Below are 19,107 nucleotides of genomic sequence, written 5' to 3' on the forward strand. Positions count from 1 at the left end.
CGTCTCCGCGCTGGCTGTCGTACTCGAGCGAGAGCGAGGGCTCGAGCCCGCGGGCGGCCGGGGGGAGCTGGATCGGGATCGAGTAGCGGGCGGCGCCGTGATCATTGACGACGAACGAGCCCGGCAAGGTGCCGACCGGCGACGACGCGGTTCTGCGTGGCTCGGGATCACCCGCGTTCGGGCCAGCGAATAGTGCGGCGTGCAGCAGCGAGCCGCTCAGCGGCGTCGCGCGGGCCTGGGGTGCCACGCACAACCACGCCGCGAGGACCAGCAACACGAGGAAGGTCGAACGAGGCGCGGGCGGACGTGAGCGCATGTATGGATCAATGCCAGCTCGAGCGCGTCGTTGTCACGCGCTGATGCTTCTGGACCGATCGACAGACACCTCGCCTCGCTGCGCGACAATTAGGAGCCGCTGTACTCATGGGCACGGGGCAGCAGCCAGCAGTGGACGTTGACGCGGTGACAACGCAAAGCCTTCGGTGCGCTGATCAGTCGGCTGCGCACCCACGCGGCGTCATTCAACAGCGGGAAGCTGGTATCGGGTGTTGCGTGGTCGAGCTTCGTCGATAGCAACGAAACCATGCTCGGGCATGGATTTCGCCCGCCCAGGTCGACGCTGGCGTCGAGCTGACCAGGCCCACGCTTGGGTGGCAGCTGAAGGCGGGCCAGAACGCAGCCGAGCTGAGCGCCCTGCTCGCCGATCCCGGAATGCGGCCGATCTCGCTGGCGTCCCGCCGCTGAGCGGGCGCGAGCGAGTACGCGGTGATCCTCGTGCCCACGCAGACACCCACGAACTGGTCGGCGAGCGTGCACCTGTCGAGCTCGAGCCTGAGCGCCGAGATCGCAGACCGATGGCAAGCGGGCTTCTATCCGGTTCGGATCACCGCCGAAGACGGAACCGACCCTTCGGACGCGGCCTGGGAGGTGTATCAGGCGCTGCGCGGAATTCAGCCCGTGTTGATCAGGGTGCTGGAGATCGTGCCGGGCGAGGCGCCAGCGCAGGGTGTTCGCGTTGTCAGACGGAGCGCTGGATTTAGCATGCCAAGCGTGACCGACGCGAGGGAAGACCCGTACGCCAAGTACCCGCAGTATCCGCGATGGGTGGTAACTTTCGGTCTTGGCGTGAACTGGGTGCTCCGGTGGGGTTGGCTTCCGCTGACGGCGGGTCTTTTGATCGCGTGGCTCCTGGATTGGACGGACTGGCGAAGGGCGCTGGCAGGCTGGATCGGGGGGATGCTGTTGATCGGTTCCTTGGCCGGGGTGATCGGTGGCGTCCTCGCCGTGACCAGTCGAAACCTGGCCCTGAAAAAAGAGCGATTGTCGGGGAACGTTGTGGATTACTCCGGCGATCCAAGTTGGGCGAAGATGTTCCCCCAGTACGCCCAGTACTCGCGCGGACAGGTGCGCTTCATCCTGATCGTGAGAGCTCTTACCCAGTTTGGTTGGATTGTGCTCGCGGGGATTTTACTGATCGCGTGGCTGCTGGAGTGGGCACGAGGGAGTGTGTTGCTTGCGATCGGGGCAGCCGGGTTGTTGTTGATTGGACTCTTGGCCGGCGTGCTCCACGGCGCCGTGCTCGGTCGACCTGGACGCGCGAAAGCCCCGCCGCCACAGCCAGACTCGAAGGATTCGAGTGAACCATGAAGACTTCAACGTGTGCCTCCATCCTGCTAGCAATTTCATTGCTCGCGTGCGACGAATCGCCATCGGAGCGCCGCCATCGTTCTCTTGGTTCCACCACGATCCACCGGCTGCTAGCGATTGGGGACTTCGACGGTGAGGGTCATGACGACAGCGCATGCTTCGCAGCGGAGCATGAGCGAACCCGGAATTTTCAGTTGACACCGAAGCGTGCGCGGCCGAGAACTCTCGCGTGCTGGTCGTCCAAAAGTTCGGGGGCACGTCCGTGGGAACCCTCGAGCGGATCCGAACCGTGGCCGAGCGCGTGCTCGCCCGCCAGCGCAGCGGCGATCGAGTCGTGGTCGTGGTCTCGGCGATGGCCGGCGAGACCAACCGCCTGATCGAGCTCGCCAACGCCCTGCACGCGATCGCCCACGCGCAGCACGCCGCCCACAACGGCGATCCAGGCCCAGACTCCAAGGGCTGGGTCGCGCCGCTCAAGCGCGATGACGCCGGCTTCGAGCGCGAGCTGAGCCAGCTGATGAGCACCGGGGAGAAGGTCAGCGCGGCGCTGGTCTCGATGGCGATCCAGGACCTCGGCGGCGCCAGCGTCTCGCTGGTCGGCCACCAGCTCGGGGTCACGACCCAGGGCAGCTACACCAACGCGCGGATCGTCTCGATCGACGCCGAGCGGATCCACGCGCTGCTCGACGCGGGCACGATCGTGGTCTGTGCAGGGTTCCAGGGCCTCGACGAGGCCGGTGACGTCACCACGCTCGGGCGCGGCGGCTCCGACACCTCGGCGGTGGCCCTGGCCGCGGCGATCGTCGCCGATGAGTGCGAGATCCTGACCGACGTCGACGGGGTGTACACCAGCGATCCACGCGTGGTCCCGAGCGCGCGCAAGCTCGACCGCATCACTCACGAGGAGATGCTCGAGCTGGCCTCGCTCGGCTCGAAGGTCCTGCAGATCCGCGCGGTCGAGTTCGCCATGAAATTCAACGTCCCGGTGCACGTGCGCCACAGCCAGCATCTTCGAGAAGGAACCAGGATCGTGCCCGAGACCCCCAACATGGAGGCCGTCCTGGTCGCGGGCGTGGCCCTCGATCGCGACGAAGCCAAGGTCACCCTCACCAACTGCCCCGACGTGCCGGGCACGATCGCCTCGCTGTTCACCGTGCTCGGCGAGCGCGGGATCATCGTCGACATGATCATCCAAAACGCCAGCCGCGACGGCAAGACCGACGTGACCTTCACGGTCCCGCAAGACGAGCTGCAGCGCACGACCGAGGCGATCGGCGAGCTCGAGCTGGTGTGTGCGCCCGGCGTGACGCTGCTGACCGACGCCCAGATCGCCAAGATCTCGATCGTCGGGGTCGGCATGCGCACCCACGCGGGCGTGGCGGCCAAGGCGTTCTCCGTGCTCGCGCACGAGGGCGTCAACATTCAGATGGTCTCGACCTCGGAGATCAAAGTCTCGGTCGTGGTCGAAGAAAAGTACGGCGAGCTGGCGCTGCGGGCCCTGCACGACGGGTTTGGGCTGGGCACGCCGTAGGGCCCGTCGTCGCGCCGGCTTGCCCCGATCGAGCCGAAGTCGTAACGTGCCGCGGATCGCCGCCTGGGCGCGGCCTCGTGCTCCATGAACCCCGAGCTCCCGCGACGCCCCGGCCCGCACGACGGCCTGTACGACACGGCGGCGGTGGTGGTCCTGCTGGTGATGTCGATCATCGCGCTGCTGACCTGGCAGCGGTTTGGCATCACCTGGGACGAGCGCTACCACGTCGAATACGGCGACCACATCCTCTCGTTCTACGAGTCTTGGGGCGCGGACAAGACCGCGCTGACCTTCCGCATCGATTACCTGTACGGCGGCGGCTTCGACCTCAGCGGCGCGCTGTTCCGCAAGCTCGCGGCGCCCCTCGATCAGTACGAGGCGATCCATCTGTTTGGCACGATCGTCGGCGTGCTCGGGCTGTGGGGCACCTGGAGGCTCGGCCGCGTGCTCGGGGGGCCGCGCGCGGGGTTGCTGGCCGCGCTGTTCATCGGCGCGACCTCGGTCTACTGGGGACACATGCCCAACAACCCCAAGGATCTGCCCTTCGCGGTTGGCTACGTGTGGAGCATGGCGCTGTTGCTGCAGGCGATCGGCACGTATCCGCGGGTGCCTCGGGCGCTCGCTATCAAGCTGGCAATTGCGATCGGCCTGGCGATGAGCGTGCGGATCGGCGGGCTGCTGTTGGTCTGTTATCTGGTCGCCACGATCGCGCTGTGGGTCGGCCATCACGGCTGGCTGCGCCGCGACCTCGAGGCGACTTACCGCTACGCCCGGCGCCTGGCGCTGACCGGGATCGGCGTGGTGGCGGGGGCCTGGGCCGTGATGCTGGTCTGGTGGCCGTGGGCGCTCTACGACCCGGTCAAGCGCCCGCTGGCCGCCGTGCGGCGGATGTCGCAGTTCATGGATCACGAGCGCGATATGCCCTTCGCGGGCGAGATGGTGTCGAACTTCGACATCGACTGGCGCTACTTGCCGCACTACTTCGGCTACAAGATGCCGGAGTTCGTGATCGTGCTGTTCGTGCTCGGCACGATCGTGGGCGTGGTCACCCTGATCTGGCGCGCGCGCGAGGCTCGGTGGTTCACGCAGAACCTGGTGCTGGGCACGCTGCTGGTCTCGCTGTGGTTCCCGTGGCTCTACGCCGTCTACAAAGGGTCGGTCCTGTACGACGGGCTGCGGCACTTCTTGTTCCTGGTGCCGGTGATGGTCGCGGGCGTGGCGTGGTTGGTCGACGTCGGGATCGGGGCCCTGGTCAAGCGGTTTGGCAGGCCAGCGGCGGTGATCCTGGCGATCGTGGTCGCCACGCTCTGCATGGATCAATACGCGACGATGATTCGGCTGCACCCCCACCAATACGTCTACTTCAATCGCTTCATCGGCGGGGTGAAGGGCGCGGTTGGGAAGTACGACACCGACTACTACGCCGAGACCTACGAGGACACCGCCGAGCAGTTTGCTCGACACCTGTGGCGAACCGAGCCCGACGTGTACCTCGACACCGTGTACCGGATAGCGGGGTGCGGGGGCCCGCTTCGCACCATGCGGCGGCTGCCGCCCAACTTTCAGTATCATCGCAAGAGCTACGATTTTTGGATGGGCTACACCCGCGGCAACTGCCATCGGCGCCACCGCAAGAGCCCCGCGATCTTCAAGCTCACCCGTGACGGCGGCCTGCTCAACATCGTTCGCGATCGGCGCGAAGCAAACCGCGCGAAGGAGGCCAAAGATCGGGCCAAAGCCAAGGCCAACCGGGCCAAGGCCAAGGCCGACCGGGCCAAGACCAAGTCCAACCGGACCAGGGCCAAGACCGAGGCCCGTCCCACGCCCACGCAGGACTCGCCATGATCACGCCAGACACTGAAAGGGTGCTCGATGCGGCCGCGACCGAGCTGCGCAGCGCCTACACCCTGGTCGCGGATCCACAGTGCGATCCCGTCACCGCCATGCCGCACCTTCAGCGCGCGTGGCAGGCGGTGGCCTGGCTCAGCCGTGGCGAGCTGCCCGAGGGGGCGGGGGAGACCCTCGCGGACTGGCTCGCGCCCGAGCAGCTCGAGCTGATCCCCGCCAAGTCGCGCGGCTCGGTCCACGCTGTGATCGCGGCCGCCTGTCAGCACGCTGGCGAGCCGCCGCCGTGGGTTAACGCTGGCTCGCCGCCGCCCGAGCTCCCCGCCGCCAAGCTGCTCCTGAGTCATCTGCGCGTGCTCGGTCAGCTGGTCCGCGCGCTCGAGCTGCGCGCGCGCGGGCGCACGCCAAAGGTTCAGCTGGCCGCGCGATGGGGGGTCCGTGCCGCGTGGTGGGTGGGGGGCGCGACCGCGTTCGTGCTGCTCGCGCTGCGCCCGTGGCAGACCGAGGACGAGGGCTCGTGGCGCGGCGCGTACTACCCAACCCCGGCGTTCGAGGGCGAGCCCGACCTGCGCCGCGAGGCCGACGTGGCGTTCGACTGGCGCAAGCGGGGGCCGACCGACTCGATCCCCTCGGATCGGTTCAGCGCCCGCTGGGACACGTGCCTGGTGCTCGAGGAAGACACCGAGGTCGGCCTGCAGATCGTCTCCGACAGTCGGTCCCGGCTGTGGCTCAATGGCGAGGTCGTCGTCGATCACTGGAAGCAGCATCAGCGGGCCGCCAAGGGGGCGCGCGTGTCGGTGCCCGAGGGCACGCACCACCTGCGGGTCGAGTATGTGGAGGACGTGGCCAACGCGTCGATCCACGTGACCGCCTCGTTCGACGAGGATGAGACCCCGGCCCCGATCCCGGCCGACATGCTGGAGTTTCCGGGCATGGAGATCGACGCCGACGCCGACCCTTGCGAGTGACACTCGCTTTGCCCAGCTCGGTGATTGTTCGGCTACTGTGTGGGCATGGTGAGGGTCGAGGTCAACGAGCTGCTCGCGGCGCCGATCGACGCGCTGTTCGAGCGCCTGGTCGATCACGAGAGCTACGCTAGCTACGCCGGGGTCTCGTCCGCGACGCTGACTCGCGCTGGCCACGAGGCGCGCAACGGAGCGGGCGCGCAGCGGCGGGTCCGACTCGGGGCGGTGGTTCTGTGGGAAGACATCGTCGCGTTCGAGCGGCCGACGTTGATGGAGTATCGGATCGTCAAGGTCCGCCCGCCGCTGGTTCGGCACCTGCTCGGGCGCGTGAGCTTGTCGCCAGAGGGCGAGGGCACCCGGGTGGTCTGGGTCAGCGAGTTCGAGGTGCGGATCCCCGGGCTGGGTCGGGTGCTCGAGCCCAGGCTGCGGGCCGAGTTTGACGGGGCGTTTCGAGCGATGCTGCACGAGATGGCCCGCCGGGCGCGGCACCAGACCGCGAGCGCCTAATTGCTAATTGTGGGCGGCGTAGCGATATTCGCGGGATGCGATCGCTACCTTGGCCTTGGATCGTCGACGCAATCGCCAGCTCGCGTCCCCGCGCGGTCGTGCTCGCGGCGCTGGCCGTGAGCGCGTGTGGCAGCCCGAGCGGGTCCGAGTCTGGCGAGGTGGGGGAGACCGGCGCATCCGAGACCAGCGGTCCGATCGAGCCGCCGCCGCCCTCGTGCATGCCCGCGGCGGCCGGCAGCTCGGGGGCGGTCCAGGCCCCGGTGCTGCGCGCGACCTTGCCGGGCAGCTGGGACGAGAACTGGCTGGCCTCGCCCGCGCTGGTCGACGTCAACGGCGACGGCCTGCTCGACATCGTCGCCGCCCGCCACTCGGTGCTGTACGTCTACGATCACGCTGGCGCGCCCCTGTGGCAGACGGCGTGGAGCTACAGCGCGTCCAACTCTCCCGCTCACGGCGAGGTCCGCATGTGGTCCTCGGCCTGCGTCGGCGACTTCGATCAGGACGGCGACGCCGAGATCGCCGTGGCCGCGCACCCCGACGCGAGCGGCCACAACGTCGCGGTCTACGATCACACGGGCGAGCTGCTGCCCGGCTGGCCCGCGGCCTACGGCGACGCCGAGGTGCGCAGCATCGCGGTCGCCGATGTCGACGGCGACGGCGTCGAAGAGATCCTGATCAACAAGCAAGCCACGGGCCCCGCGACCAACGTGTTCGAGCTCGACGGCAGCAGCGCGGCCGGCTGGCCACAGGTCGGCGAGTGCTCGGCGCCCGCGGGCGACTGCATTGACTACGGCGGCTTCAACCAGAATATCGGCGCGGGTGATCTGGACGGCGACGGGATCCTCGACGTGGTCTCGACCTACGACGCGATCGGCTTCGGCGTCTGGTCCGGCGACGGCAGCAATTTCACGACCCACCCCGACTTCATGGACAGCTGGGTGACCGGCGTCGAGGCCTACCACGATCTCGCGCTGGCGATGCAGGGCTGGGGCACGGGCGATCGCTCGGAGTTCACGTATTCGCCGCCCGTGATCGCCGACATCGACGCCGACGGCGACTACGAGGTCGTGCTTGGCGGGGATCATGAGCACAGCGAGTCGACCGACAACCAGGGCGTGAGCGTGTGGGTGCTCAACGCCGACATGACCCGCCCAGCCGGGTGGGAGTGGCCCAAGGACGCAGGCGCGCCGCTGGCCTACGACACCGATCTGGGCCACAACATCGTGCCGAATTATCCAGCGCCCGCGGTCGGTGATCTCGACGGTGAGCCCGGTCTGGAGATCGTGCTGCCCACCTACGACGGGCTGCTGTGGGCGTTCCGCTCGACCGGCGAGGTCATGTGGACCTACGCCTACGGCTCGGTCAACCCGTTCGTGGGCGCGAGCGAGGCGTTGATCGTCGATCTCAACGGCGACGGCTCGCCCGAGATCGTGTTCAGCACCTACGCCAGCGGTGAGCCACGCATGCCCGACGCGCCCACCCACCTGATCGTGCTCGACGCTGGCGGCAACGAGCTGCATCGGGTCGAGCTGTCCAACCGCGGCTCGATGGCCGCGCCCTCGGTCGCGGATCTCGACGGCGACGGCAGCCTCGAGCTCGTCATCTCGCTCAAGGACTCGCTCGGCGGCGACGACGGTGGCGTGCAGATCTGGGATCTGCCGGGCGCCTCCGACAACTGCGTGGTGTGGGGGACCGGGCGCGGGAATCCGCGGCGGACCGGCTACGTGCCGAACGAGTAGCCCGCGTCAGCGACGACGACGACGGCGCAGCGCCAGGACCCCGAGCAGCATGAGCGCGCTGGCGAGCCGACCCTCGGGGTCTGGTCCGGTCGCGCAGCTGCAGCCGCGACCTTCGAGCACGGGCGCGTCGTCTCCGGTGCCGGTCCCGCTGCCGCCGTCGTCGGACTCGCCCTCGCCCGCGAGCGTGTCCGCTTCACCGCCGTCGCCATCGCCGTCGCCATCACCATCGCCATCACCAGCTGGATCGCCGTCGCCGTCTCCGCTCGGATCCCCATCGCCGTCCCCGCTCGACTCCTCCTGCGGGACCGGGTCCGGCTCATTGGTCGTCAGGTTGGGGCCCAGACCGCACTCGTTGAGGGCACAGCAGGGATCGAAGGGGAGCTCGTCCATGATCGAGACCAGGGCAATCTCGAGGTCGACCTGGGTGGCGGCGAGCATGTGCGGCGCCGTACCCCCCGAGCCCCAGTCGGCGATGTCCTGCAGCTGCGCGAGCATGACTGGGTCATTCGCGTCGACGCCCAGGCCGATCACGCGAGTCGTGATGCCGTCGTTGGCCATCGCCTGCAGCGGGGTCTGGATCTGCGCGTCGGTAGACCATGCATCATGGCGGCCAGCGAGGATCACCACGTTGACGTAGCTGGTCTCCGCGGTGGTTGGAAACGGGGCCATCGGATCTTGGGCGGCCGCGTGATAGCTGGCCTGGTTGGCCGCGAGCAGCTCGAGCCCCAGGTGCAGGTACCTGCCCGAGCCCTGACACGCCTCGCCGTCTTCGCCCGCGCACTGCGGCATGTGGCTCTGGGTCGGGGTGTCGAAGCCGGGCGGGTCCTCCGTGCCGTCCTGGAAGGTCCAGGCGATCGGCGGGCCGCCCCACGGGTCATCACAGCCGGGCTGCTCGCACGAGGTCTGTGGGTCCAGCGCGAAGCGAAAATTATCGCGGGCGCAGGCGGCATACTGAACCAGGATCTTGGCCTCGTCCGGCTCGCCGAAGCTGGCGAGCCCGAGATGCGTGAGCTCCTCGAGCGGGACCATGTTGATCTCGTAGTCGAACAGCGAGAAATTTTCGTTCGCCAGCGCATCGCGGGCCTGATCCCAGCGCCCCTCGCCCAGCGCCGCCGGGGCAGCGTCGGGTCCCTCGCCGAGGTTCAGCATCTCCGAGGATCCGTCGAGCAAGAACATGACCCGAACTGGGCCGGCGACGCACGGCGGTGGCTCCCAGGAGTTGGCGATCGCCGAGACCACGGCACCCAGCGCCTCGCCGAGCTGGGCTGGCGCGCTCGCGTGGATCGCCTGCGTGGTCCCACCCGCGTCGGCGAGCTGGTCGGCGGCGGCCTCGGCCTGCGGATCGCCAGCGAGGGCGATCACGTAGGTGCGGATCGCTTGCTGATCAAACAGCGCCGCAGCGCTGATCGCCGGGTCTTGATCGGCCGGGATCAGCGGCGTCGACCCATCGACGCCAGTCCACGCGCTGTCGGTCAGCACGAGGTTGAGATACGCCCGCGCGGGCTCGAATTCATCGTTGGCGTGATCGGCCTTGGTCGCTGCGATCTCGACCGCGGTCGCGTCGAGGGCCCCCTTGGTCCACGTCCCGATCCCAAACTGGCTGCCCTGCATCGGCGCTGGCGTGGCCGCGAGCGCGTCGAGGATCGCCTGGCCGTTGCACTCGAGGTACGCGCCGTTGCCGTCATCCCAGGCCACATCGATCACCTGGCCGTCGACCAGCCCCGAGGTCTCGTCGGGGATCACCGTACCGGGGGCGTCGGGATCGGGATCGTGACCGAAGCGCAGCAACGCGAGGTGCGTGGTCTGGCTCAGGTAGGTGCCGGGCGCCGTGATGTCGGCGATCGCCACGACCGCGACCTCCCAGCGCGACAGCTGATTGAGCAGGTCCCACTCGAGGTTCATCGAGGTCGAGTAGTCGAGCAGCAGCATCACGTTGGGCTTGGCGATCGAGCACTCGCTCTCGGCCGGACACTCGTCCATGCCCCCCGCGCTGGCCGGCTGCTGGCGTGCGCTCAACGCAAACGCCAGCCCGACGCCAGTCAGCAGCCCGAGCTGCAGGGCAAGTCGCCTCCAGTTGTCTCCCACCAGCCTGCGCACTCAGCCACGCTAGCGAGCCCGGCCCGACCGTGTCCAGACCCAACGAGCTCGAGCTCAGAGGATCGGCATCGTCGCGGGGGTCAAGTAAACCCGTGAAGGCACGCGGCCGAGCTGACCCCACACGTCGTCGCCCCAGCACGTCACTTCGCCGTCGCGGGTCCGGGCGCAGGCGTGCTGGCTGCCCGCCGCGAGCTCGACGACATCGCCCAGCTCGGGCACCGGCCGCCAGGTCGTGTCTTCGGCGTAGGGATCGTCGGCCCAACATCGCACGATCGGCGACTTCGCTGGCGGCAGGCCGGAGATCAGCGCGCAGTGATGCTCGGCGCCCGCGACCAGCTGGGTGACCCGCTCGAGGCCCAGATCCTTGGCGTGCGAGGGCCGATAGTGGCTGGCCCTCGGCGTGCGTCCGTCCGCGCTCCACTCGGTCTCGGTCCGCCCGACCCAGCAGCTCACGTGACCCGAGCTCCGCAGCGCGCAGTCGTGATAGGTGGAGCTCGAGACCGTCACCGCGTCGCTGATGCCCGCGATCCGAACGAGCTCGCGCGGCGGCGGGGCGTGGCCATCCCACGAGTAGAGCTCCGCGAAGCAGCTGATCTGGCCGCCGCCGTGGACGACACAGCCTCGCATGTGGGCGCTCGAGATGGCGCGCGGCGCCTTGATCCGACGCTCGGTCTCCAGCTGGCTGAAGTCCTGGCCGCAGCGCAGCTCGGCGTTGCGACCGGTGCCGTTGATCGTGCACAGCGGAGGAGCTCCGGCCGCGAACGCGCTGACGTTGGCGAATGACTTGCTCGGCGCGAAGTTGGCGAACAAGCTGCCGATGCCGCCCCAGTTGCCGCACTCGAGCGAGCCGCCCGACAACGAAAAGCACGCATTCCAGCCGGTGGTGAAGCTCAGGATCTCGCCCGAGCTGGGCAGCGTGATCAGGGCAGGGGTCGCGGCGGCGGCGATCCCGGTCTGCTCGAACGCGTCGCTGCCCCAGCAGCGCAGCGCGCCGGGCTTGTCGACGGCGCAGGTCGTGTGTCCGCTGGCGGCGATCGAGGTCGCGCGCAGATCGACGAGGGTGTGGGTGTGCTGGGACTCGCGGCCGAGCGCCTCACCACGGTCGAAGCCCCAGCACGCGATTTGGTCGTCGCGGGTCACCGCGCAGCTGAAGTTCTCGGCGACCGAGATGTCGAGCACGCCCTCGAGTCCGGCGACGGGGGCCGCGGTCTCGCGGGTGGTCGCGCTGCCGTCACCGAGCTGGCCGTAGACGTTTCGACCCCAGCACAGCGCGCGCTCGTCGAGCGTGCGGGCGCAGGCGTGGGTCCGGGTGGTGCTGACCTCGGCCACGCCCGCGGCGCCCTCGAGCGGCTGCATGCCCAGGTCCTGGTCGCGCAAGACCGAGACGACATCTTGCGCGCTGCAGCCCAGCTTGGCGTCGCCACGCAGCACGCACAGGTTGTTCCAGCCCGTCAGCGCGATCCCGGTGGCGCCGGGGAACCGGCCGAGCTCGAGCAGGTCCGGCAGATCCTCGGCGTCGGGCGTGGCCTGTGGTGCCCGGTTCGGCGCGAGCTGGGCTGACTGCTGAATGAACTGCAGCTCGTAGCGGTGCCAGTCTTTGATCGCCTGGCCCCAACACACGACGTCGCCCTGACGCGTGAGACCACACGCGAGGTTGTCGCTGACCGCCATCGCCACCGCGTCGCCGAGCCGGGGACGCGGGACGCCGTAGTTCTCCGCGCTCCAGCACCACAGCTGCCCGTCGGCCAGGGCGGCACACGACTCGCTGTCGCTGATCTCCAGCTCGACGGCGTGGGTGATGCCCGGGACCTCGTACACGTGCTGCGAGCCCCAGCGCACCGAGCCCCAGCAGCGGACCCGACCGCCATCGACGATCGCGCAGGCCCGCGAGCTCGCGGTGGAGATCCGCCGGGCGCCGTGGATCAGCTCGAGGCGTGAGGCCGGACCCCACTTGCGCGCGCCGTGAGCCGCGGGCTCGGGCGGGGCTTGGCTCGGGAGCTCGCGCAGACCCATCTCGGCCGACGGGTCGCGGCCCCAGCAGACCACGGCTCCAGTCCGCTCGACCGCGCAGCCGAATTCCGACTCGACCGAAATGTCGATCCAGCGGGACTGGAGATTGGTCGTTGCTTCGGCCTTCGCCGTCTCGGGGGTGACGAGCGTGGGCGCCCGCCCCGAGGCTGAGGGGTCGAGCGTCGCTGAAGTTCGCGGGGAGCACGCGAGGGCCGCGCCAGCGAGCGCGAGCGCCAGAGGGACCCGGGTCGACATCAGCCCGATGCTATCGCGGGCGGCCCCGGGACGGGCGAGCACGGTCCGGCGGTGACCAATCACCGAAATATCGCTGGAGCTGCCCGAGGGCGCTAACGTAGATCCCATGGTTGAACCGGCGGAGCTGCTCAACGATATTTCGGTGTCATTCGCGGCGAGCTGCAACCTGCGTACCCTCGCTCCGAGGTTGAGTGTGGGGTTGGCGCGGCAGCTCCCGCTCGTCGAGGTGGAGGTGGTGACGCTCGATCGGGACGGAGCATCGGTCCGCGTCGGGGCCCACGCGCCGGGCGTGACCCGACCGTGGATCGGCCGGCGATCAGCTCGATTCCTGCGCTCGAGGTGGGTGCCGCGGGCGACCTGGTGCGACGAGCTCGAGCCCGCCCGGGTCGCGTTTGCGCCCGTCGCCGCCCGCTTGGCGATCCCCGCAGGGCGACACGGGTTGCTCTCGCTCGCGTTCGAGACCGATATTTCGGTGAGTCTAGACCGGCCGAGCATCACCGAAATATTGGTGGATGCTCTGTCCGGCCACTGTCGTCGGCTCGGGCATCTCGACGCGGCCGCCCGTCGCTGTCGAGTAGCTCACCGAAATACCAGTGAGCTACCCGAGCAGCAGATCGAGCAGCAGATCGACCAGATCACCGAAATACCAGTGGAGGTGACCGAAAATCCTGACACCGAGATATCGGTGAACACCGTAGAGGTCGCCATGCGCCAGTGCATATCGCGCGCACTTCACGCCTCGAGCGGACGCATCTACGGTGACGCAGGCGCCGCGAGGCTGCTCGGACTCAAGCCGAGCACCCTGCAGAGCAAGATGCGCAAGCTAGGCGTGGACCGCCGCGACTTCGTGGGTGCCTAGGCCAAACCCAAGGTCGTCGTCGAGCCGCCCGTGCACGTGCTCGATCTCCGCCTGACGGCGCGCGGGGTCCCAGCCCAGGACCTCGGCCATCAGGTCGGCCAGCGGCTCGATCGCCGCCCGCGGCTCGAGCCCATAGAGCGGCAGCCGGGTGCGGCGGTACAGGAGATCCTCCAGCTTGGCCGCGCCCTCTTGCTCGACCGCCCAGCGGACCTCACCCACCACACACCGCGAGCCCGCGTGGATCGGGGTGTTTCCGAGGGCCAGGACTTGCTCCGCCTCGGTCCCAAACAGGCGGGCGAGCCGGGCCGCGGTCGGCCGGTCGAGATCGTGGGCGGTCGCGAGCTTGGTGGCCAGGGCCCCGAGATCACCGTCGAAGTCACCACCAGGCAGCGGGGGCTCCTCGCTCGGCTCGGGCAACGCCTGCCCGAGCCGCTCGGCCACCGAGTCGAGCACCCGGCGGGCCATGCCGCGGTAGCCGGTCAGCTTGCCACCCGCGACCGACAGGACCCCGAGCGGGCCGAGCAGCAGCTCGTCGCGCCGTGACAGCTCCGCCGGGTTCTTCTGGGTGGGGTCGGCGATCAGCGGCCGGAGCCCCGCCCACGCGCCCACGACATCGCTCGGGCCCAGCGGGCCGCACGTGAAGTAGCGCGGGAGCGGCTCGAGCAGATAGTCGACGTCCTCAGGCTCGATCCGGGGCCAGACCTCTGCGCCGCGCTCGTAGGTGGTGTCGGTCGTGCCGACATACACGACATCGCCGCGGCGGATCGCAAAGATGCGTCGCTTGTCCGGAGTGTCGAGCACCAAGAGGTTGCGGACCGGCAGCTTGGTAGCCGGGATCGAGATGTGGATGCCCTTGCTCAGGTGCAGCAGCGGCGCGGCCTCGGGGTTCTCGAGCGACAAGATCGACTCGACCCAGGGTCCCGCGGCGTTGACGATCACGCGGCCGCGGACGCTGAAGTCCTGACCGCTGAGCTCGCAGCGGGCCTCGACGCCGATCGCCCGGTCGCCGCTGCGGATCAGGCCCACGACGCGCGCATGGTTGAGCAGCGTGGCCCCGGCGGCTGCAGCCGAGCGCAGGTTGGCGAGCACCAGGCGGGCGTCGTCGGTCAGGTACTCACGGTACGCGAGCGCGTGCGGGTGCAGCTTGCGATCGAGCACCGGCTCTTTCTCGGCCAGCGTCGAGCCCGTCCAGGCCCGGTGGCTGTCCTTGCGATCGACCGCGCCGAGCCGCTCGTAGGTGGTGACCGCGAGCCGCAAGCTGTAGAGCTTGGTCCGGCCCGACATCGGCATCACCATCCAGCGTGGTTCACACAGGTGTGGCGCGGCCCGATAGATCTCTTTGCGCTCCAGCGCGGTCTTGCGGACCAGGTTGATCTCGCCCCGCTCGAGGTAGCGCAGGCCACCGTGGATGAGCTTGGACGAGCGACTCGAGGTGCCCGACGCGAAGTCGGCGGCCTCGAGCAGCGCGACGCTCAGACCCCGGCGCGCGGCGTCGCGGGCGATACCGGCACCGGTGATGCCGCCGCCGATCACGATGAGATCGTAGCTGTCACGAGCGAGGGCCTGCAGCGCAGCGCTTCGCGCGAGCGTGGAGATGGTGGCGGTGCTCATCGGCCTCGCTGTGCCTCACCGGGAGGGCGCGGACGTGGGGCGGGGGAGGCCCGCATGAGCTGAGTACCCGAGGACATCGGCGATCTGTGCGAGCAAGAATTCGTTCTCGGCCGGCAGCCCCAGCGTGAGCCGGAAGTAGGCGTCGTAGGACTGGCCGTTGGCTGGCGCGAACACCTTGATGGCGACCCCGCGCTGGCGGAGCTTGGTCTGGAGTTCGGCGCCGCGTCGCCCGTCGGTGAACCGACCCAGTACAAAGTTGGCCTGGGACGGAAAGGTCTGCAACCCCGGGATCCGCGACAATCCAGCGTAGATCTGGTCGCGGCCCAGCCGGGCTTGCTCGCGGATGAAGGGCAGGTGCTCCGCGTCCTCGAGTGCCGCGACCCCCAGCCCTTCTTGCAGCGTCCCGAGCCGGTAGTCGGTCAGCTGTCGCTCGAGCTCGGTGACGAAGCTGGGCTTGGCCAGCAGGTAGCCGATGCGCACGGCCGCGAGCCCATAGGCGAACGAGAAGGTCCGGCTGACCAACAAGTTGGGGTAGCGCGCGACCAGGTTGCCCAGGTACTCGTGGGTGCTGGGATCGACGTACTGCACGTACGCCTCGTCGATCCAAAACCGGGCCTCGGGAAACCGCTCGAGCAGCGGGATCAGCTCCGGGCGCTGGATCAGCAGGTTGCCCGTCGGGTTGTTGGGGTTGACGATGTAGACCAGGCCCGGGCCACGCTCGAGGCGGCGCTCGAGGCGAGCGACGTCGAAGCGAAAGTCGTCGCCCGGATCGAGCGCGAGCATGTCGACGTGCATCCCGCCTTCGGCCGCCTTCTTGGGCACCTTCGAGTAGGTGAAGCGGGGCGTGATGATCGGGAAGCCGTCGCGCTTGACCACGTGGCGGAGCACCCGCCGCGGTGAGTCGAGCACCCGTTGCTTGAGCAGATAGGGGATCGCCAGCTTGAGGATCGGCCCGGTGCCGTTGTGCAAGAACACGTGCTCGGGGCCGACCTGATCGGCGGCCGCGATCGCCTCTCGCAGCGGCGCGTTGTCGGGTGACGAGTAGTTGCGAAAATCGGTGCGCTCGGTGTAGCGGCGCATCAGATCGATGCACCCTTGCGGCGCATAGGTCCCATCGTTGAGCCCCAGGTTCAGGGGCAGGGTCACACCGACTGGCGCGGGCGCACGGTCTTGGATCGGGCTGAACATCATGGGTCTGACGCAGGCATGAAAGCACTTTGACGGCCCGCGCTAAACCGCCCCGCCGCCGCGCCCAGCGATGACGCGCAGGCGCCCCGTGGCGGGGTGGGAACGATGGATGTGAACACGTGGCCGCACACACCCGGCAAGCGCTCACACACTCGCGGCAGCTCGGTGAAACGCATTCACCCCCCATGCGCCAGCAGCGGGCTGTTGTCAGCTCGGGGGCTGTTATCAGCTCGGGTCAGGCTTCTGACCCGCTTGCATGCGCCCTTCGTGGACTGGCTCCACCGTGGGCAGCGGGCTGTCGTCAGCTCGGGTCAGGCCTCTGACTCGCTTGCATGCGCCATTCGTGAACTGGTTCACCGTTAGCCGACTTGTGTAGTGCGAGCTTCGATCGGGGTCGCGGCCGCCATGCGTCGGAGATCCTCGACGTCTGCGGTGCTGAGCACTTGCGCGGCCGGGGCCAGCGAGCGCTGGTCGTGGGCCGCGGAGCCGAGCGACGCGACCGTCAGCAGCGCGCCAGGGACCACCGCGGCGAGCAGCGGCGCCTGCAGGATCAAGAGCAGCGGGATCATCAAGAGCGCGAGCAAGCTGAGCTTCAATCGGCGCTGCGGGTGTCGTGATTGTCGAGGTGTGTGATGCATGGCGACGGCCGGCGAAAGCTGTGTTCGTAGCTGCGCCGGTCAAGTTGCAAACACCAGTGCAAACGCTGTTGGGTGGCGAGCAGAGTGTCCGCTGGCTGATCGAGTTGCAGGCTCGCAGGCGTTCGACACGCCGCGAAATGCATGTAGATCTGATGAGGACCCTTACCGTTTGGTGTGTTGCCATGAGTTCTCGAGCCCCAAAACAAGCTGAATCCGAATTTGATGACTTACTCGGCCAACTCGTCGACGAGTTGGCCATGACCCCGCCCAGTCAGTCGGCGGTCGCGCTGGTCCCCGATCTGAAGCCGTCACCCCCGGCGGTGCGGGTCGACTCGACCAACGAGATGGCGGCGGCCGCCGCCGCAGCAGCCGGTGTCATGCCCCCCGCACCGGCACCAGCATCCAACTCCACCGTCAAGATCGTCGGTATCATCGCAGCGTCGCTCACGGCCGTAGCCGTCGCGGCGCTGATGACGTTTGGCGGTGGCAGCGACGCTGGGGAGGCCGCGCCCGCGGTCGCCGTAGACGACGCCGCCGACCAGCAAGCGCTGGCGCAGGCCGCCGTCGCGCACCGGGCTGCGGTCGAGCAGGCCCACGTCGAAGCGATCGCGGCCGAGCGAGCCGAGGTCCAGGCTGCCTACGCCCGCGCCGAAGCCGAGCGGCTCGTCGCGCAGCAACAGGCCGAACAGGCCGCCGCGAAGCCGAAGCCGAAGCCGAAGCCGCGCAACCGGCCCAAGCCGAAGCCGAAGCCAACGCCAAAAGCCCCAGGCAGCGACTTCGACAAGCTCTGAGGGCGCCGTGACGACCCTGGTCGCGCGAGGCTAAACAAGCTACATCGCGGCTTGAATGGCCCGCGGTCGTCGACGCAAGAAGTGGGAGCCCGAGCGCGGGATCGTCGGGGAGCTCGATCGTCGCGGTCGCGCGATCCTGCCAGCGGGTGAGGGCGGTCGCCCACGTGAGGCTCGGGTCGACGGCGCGCTGCCGGGTGAGTCGGTCGAGCTGCTCCGGTCCGAGCGCGAGGGCATCAACGACGCGGCCCGCACCGTCCAGGTGTTCGAGCCGGCGGCGACGCGGGTCGACGCGCGCTGTACTCACTACGGTCTGTGCGGCGGCTGCTCGCTGATGCACATGGACCACGACGCCCAGATCGCCTTCAAGCAGGCGATCTTGCTCGCCGACTTCGCGGCCCACGGGCTGACACCCGAGCGCGTGCTTCCGGCCCTGCGTGGTCCGGCCTGGGGCTACCGCAGGCGCGCGAGGTTGGGCGCGAAGCTGGTCCCCAAGAAGGGCAAGGTGTTGGTCGGGTTCCGAGAAAAGGACCGGCGCTTTGTGGCAGATCTGTCCACCTGTGAGGTGCTGGCGAGCCCGGCGAACGCTGCGCAGGGGAGCGAGCCGGCCAGCTTGATCCCCGCGCTCGGACAGCTGATCGAGTCGCTGAGCATCGCGTCTCGGACCCCTCAGATCGAAGTCTCGGTCGGGGATGACGAGCTCGCGCTGGTGTTCCGTGTGCTGGATCCGCCCAGCGACGACGACCTCGACCGACTCCGCGAGTTCGAGCGCGAGCGTGGCGTCCGGGTGTTCCTGCAGCCGGGCGGGCTCGACACCGTCGCCCCGCTCGATCCGGCGCGCGGCGAGCTCCTGTCCTACTCGCTCCCCGAGTTCGACGTGAAGATCGAGTTTCGCCCGACGGACTTCGTGCAGGTCAACGCGCCGCTCAACCGCGCGATGATCAGCCGGGCGGTGGAGCTGCTCGAGCTCGAGCACGGCCAGCGGGTGCTCGATCTGTTCTGCGGGCTCGGAAATTTTAGTCTGCCGATCGCCCGCCGCCTCGGGGAGGCCGGGCACGTGGTTGGGATCGAGGGTGACGCCGCGCTGGTCGAGCGGGCTCGCGCCAACGCGGCCGCCAACCAGATGACCAACCTGAGCTTCGAGCAGCGCGATCTGTATCGCGACCCCGCGGCGCTGGAGTGGCCGGCGGGCCCGTTCGATCGCGTGCTGCTCGATCCGCCGCGCTCGGGTGCCGCTGGGGTCATCGAGGATTTCGAGCGGATCGCGGCCAAGCGCGTGGTCTACGTGGCCTGCTCGCCCGAGACCCTCGCCCGCGACGCCGCGACCTTGGTCTCGGCCCACGGCTATCGCTTGCTCGCGGCTGGCGTGATGGACATGTTCCCACACACCGCCCACGTCGAGTCGATCGCGGTGTTCGAGCGCTGAG

General features: G+C 68.9%; 15 protein-coding genes. 9 read left to right on the top strand and 6 right to left on the bottom strand.

The features are described 5' to 3' along the window. A partial coding sequence (locus tag ENSA7_RS41610) for a hypothetical protein (protein WP_146158767.1) occupies positions 1–316 on the bottom strand: 316 nt, incomplete at its 3' end. Positions 317–765: 449 nt separating this feature from the next. On the opposite strand from ENSA7_RS41610, the gene ENSA7_RS41620 reads away from it, so the two are divergent. From ENSA7_RS41620 to ENSA7_RS41645, 6 genes are all read left to right on the top strand, one after another. Continuing rightward, positions 766–1,647 (top strand): hypothetical protein, encoded by an 882-nt coding sequence (locus ENSA7_RS41620; RefSeq protein WP_106094980.1) that lies wholly within the window; start codon positions 766–768, stop codon positions 1,645–1,647. Positions 1,648–1,876: 229 nt separating this feature from the next. Continuing rightward, positions 1,877–3,178, top strand: coding sequence for an aspartate kinase (locus ENSA7_RS41625; RefSeq protein WP_106094981.1), 1,302 nt, complete (start codon positions 1,877–1,879; stop codon positions 3,176–3,178). Positions 3,179–3,262: 84 nt separating this feature from the next. After that, positions 3,263–5,023, top strand: coding sequence for a glycosyltransferase family 39 protein (locus ENSA7_RS41630; protein WP_106094982.1), 1,761 nt, complete (start codon positions 3,263–3,265; stop codon positions 5,021–5,023). Beyond that, positions 5,020–5,991, top strand: coding sequence for a PA14 domain-containing protein (locus ENSA7_RS41635; protein WP_106094983.1), 972 nt, complete (start codon positions 5,020–5,022; stop codon positions 5,989–5,991). The genes ENSA7_RS41630 and ENSA7_RS41635 overlap by 4 nt, the downstream gene beginning before the upstream one ends. A gap of 45 nt (positions 5,992–6,036) precedes the next feature. Further along, entirely contained in the window at positions 6,037–6,495 is a 459-nt protein-coding gene (locus ENSA7_RS41640; RefSeq protein ID WP_146158768.1) for an SRPBCC family protein, read from the top strand. Positions 6,496–6,530: 35 nt separating this feature from the next. Further along, positions 6,531–8,234: an FG-GAP repeat domain-containing protein gene (locus ENSA7_RS41645; RefSeq protein ID WP_106094985.1), complete on the top strand. Its 1,704-nt coding sequence runs from the start codon at positions 6,531–6,533 to the stop codon at positions 8,232–8,234. 6 nt (positions 8,235–8,240) lie between these two features. Here ENSA7_RS41645 and ENSA7_RS41650 read toward each other — a convergent pair whose 3' ends face one another. Together ENSA7_RS41650 and ENSA7_RS41655 are read right to left on the bottom strand one after the other, a co-directional pair. Next, positions 8,241–10,331, bottom strand: a complete 2,091-nt coding sequence (locus ENSA7_RS41650; RefSeq protein WP_244924088.1) for an MYXO-CTERM sorting domain-containing protein — start codon at positions 10,329–10,331, stop codon at positions 8,241–8,243. A 54-nt stretch (positions 10,332–10,385) separates the two neighbouring features. Next, on the bottom strand, positions 10,386–12,596 hold the full coding sequence (locus ENSA7_RS41655) for an RCC1 domain-containing protein (RefSeq protein WP_181234667.1): 2,211 nt from the start codon (positions 12,594–12,596) through the stop codon (positions 10,386–10,388). A gap of 439 nt (positions 12,597–13,035) precedes the next feature. On the opposite strand from ENSA7_RS41655, the gene ENSA7_RS42895 reads away from it, so the two are divergent. Then, positions 13,036–13,455, top strand: coding sequence for a hypothetical protein (locus ENSA7_RS42895; protein ID WP_181234688.1), 420 nt, complete (start codon positions 13,036–13,038; stop codon positions 13,453–13,455). On the opposite strand, the gene ENSA7_RS41665 is transcribed toward ENSA7_RS42895, so the two are convergent. The 3 genes from ENSA7_RS41665 to ENSA7_RS41675 all read right to left on the bottom strand — a co-directional run bounded on the left by ENSA7_RS41665 (position 13,420) and on the right by ENSA7_RS41675 (position 16,850). Beyond that, a complete protein-coding gene (locus ENSA7_RS41665) occupies positions 13,420–15,066 on the bottom strand; it encodes a glycerol-3-phosphate dehydrogenase/oxidase (protein WP_106094989.1) in 1,647 nt (548 codons plus the stop codon). The genes ENSA7_RS42895 and ENSA7_RS41665 overlap by 36 nt on opposite strands. 15 nt (positions 15,067–15,081) lie before the next feature. Further along, positions 15,082–16,254, bottom strand: a complete 1,173-nt coding sequence (locus tag ENSA7_RS41670) for a pyridoxal phosphate-dependent aminotransferase (protein WP_181234669.1) — start codon at positions 16,252–16,254, stop codon at positions 15,082–15,084. A 359-nt stretch (positions 16,255–16,613) separates the two neighbouring features. Further along, positions 16,614–16,850 (bottom strand): hypothetical protein, encoded by a 237-nt coding sequence (locus tag ENSA7_RS41675; protein ID WP_106094991.1) that lies wholly within the window; start codon positions 16,848–16,850, stop codon positions 16,614–16,616. 98 nt (positions 16,851–16,948) lie between these two features. Between ENSA7_RS41675 and ENSA7_RS44925 the strand changes: the two genes are divergently transcribed. Continuing rightward, entirely contained in the window at positions 16,949–17,683 is a 735-nt protein-coding gene (locus ENSA7_RS44925) for a hypothetical protein (RefSeq protein ID WP_181234671.1), read from the top strand. Positions 17,684–17,738: 55 nt separating this feature from the next. Further along, positions 17,739–19,106: a 23S rRNA (uracil(1939)-C(5))-methyltransferase RlmD gene (gene rlmD / locus ENSA7_RS41685; protein ID WP_106094992.1), complete on the top strand. Its 1,368-nt coding sequence runs from the start codon at positions 17,739–17,741 to the stop codon at positions 19,104–19,106. Position 19,107 lies beyond the last annotated feature (1 nt).

The sequence above is a fragment of the Enhygromyxa salina genome, assembly GCF_002994635.1.
Taxonomy (GTDB): domain Bacteria; phylum Myxococcota_A; class Polyangia; order Nannocystales; family Nannocystaceae; genus Plesiocystis; species Plesiocystis salina_B.

Coding starts and splice junctions, on each gene's coding strand:
- ENSA7_RS41640 (WP_146158768.1), top strand. CDS start 6,037: ATGGTGAGGGTCGAGGTCAACGAGCTGCTCGCGGCGCCGATCGACGCG.
- ENSA7_RS41655 (WP_181234667.1), bottom strand. CDS start 12,596: ATGTCGACCCGGGTCCCTCTGGCGCTCGCGCTCGCTGGCGCGGCCCTC.
- ENSA7_RS41670 (WP_181234669.1), bottom strand. CDS start 16,254: ATGTTCAGCCCGATCCAAGACCGTGCGCCCGCGCCAGTCGGTGTGACC.
- ENSA7_RS41635 (WP_106094983.1), top strand. CDS start 5,020: ATGATCACGCCAGACACTGAAAGGGTGCTCGATGCGGCCGCGACCGAG.
- ENSA7_RS41645 (WP_106094985.1), top strand. CDS start 6,531: ATGCGATCGCTACCTTGGCCTTGGATCGTCGACGCAATCGCCAGCTCG.
- rlmD (WP_106094992.1), top strand. CDS start 17,739: ATGGCCCGCGGTCGTCGACGCAAGAAGTGGGAGCCCGAGCGCGGGATC.
- ENSA7_RS41665 (WP_106094989.1), bottom strand. CDS start 15,066: ATGAGCACCGCCACCATCTCCACGCTCGCGCGAAGCGCTGCGCTGCAG.
- ENSA7_RS41630 (WP_106094982.1), top strand. CDS start 3,263: ATGAACCCCGAGCTCCCGCGACGCCCCGGCCCGCACGACGGCCTGTAC.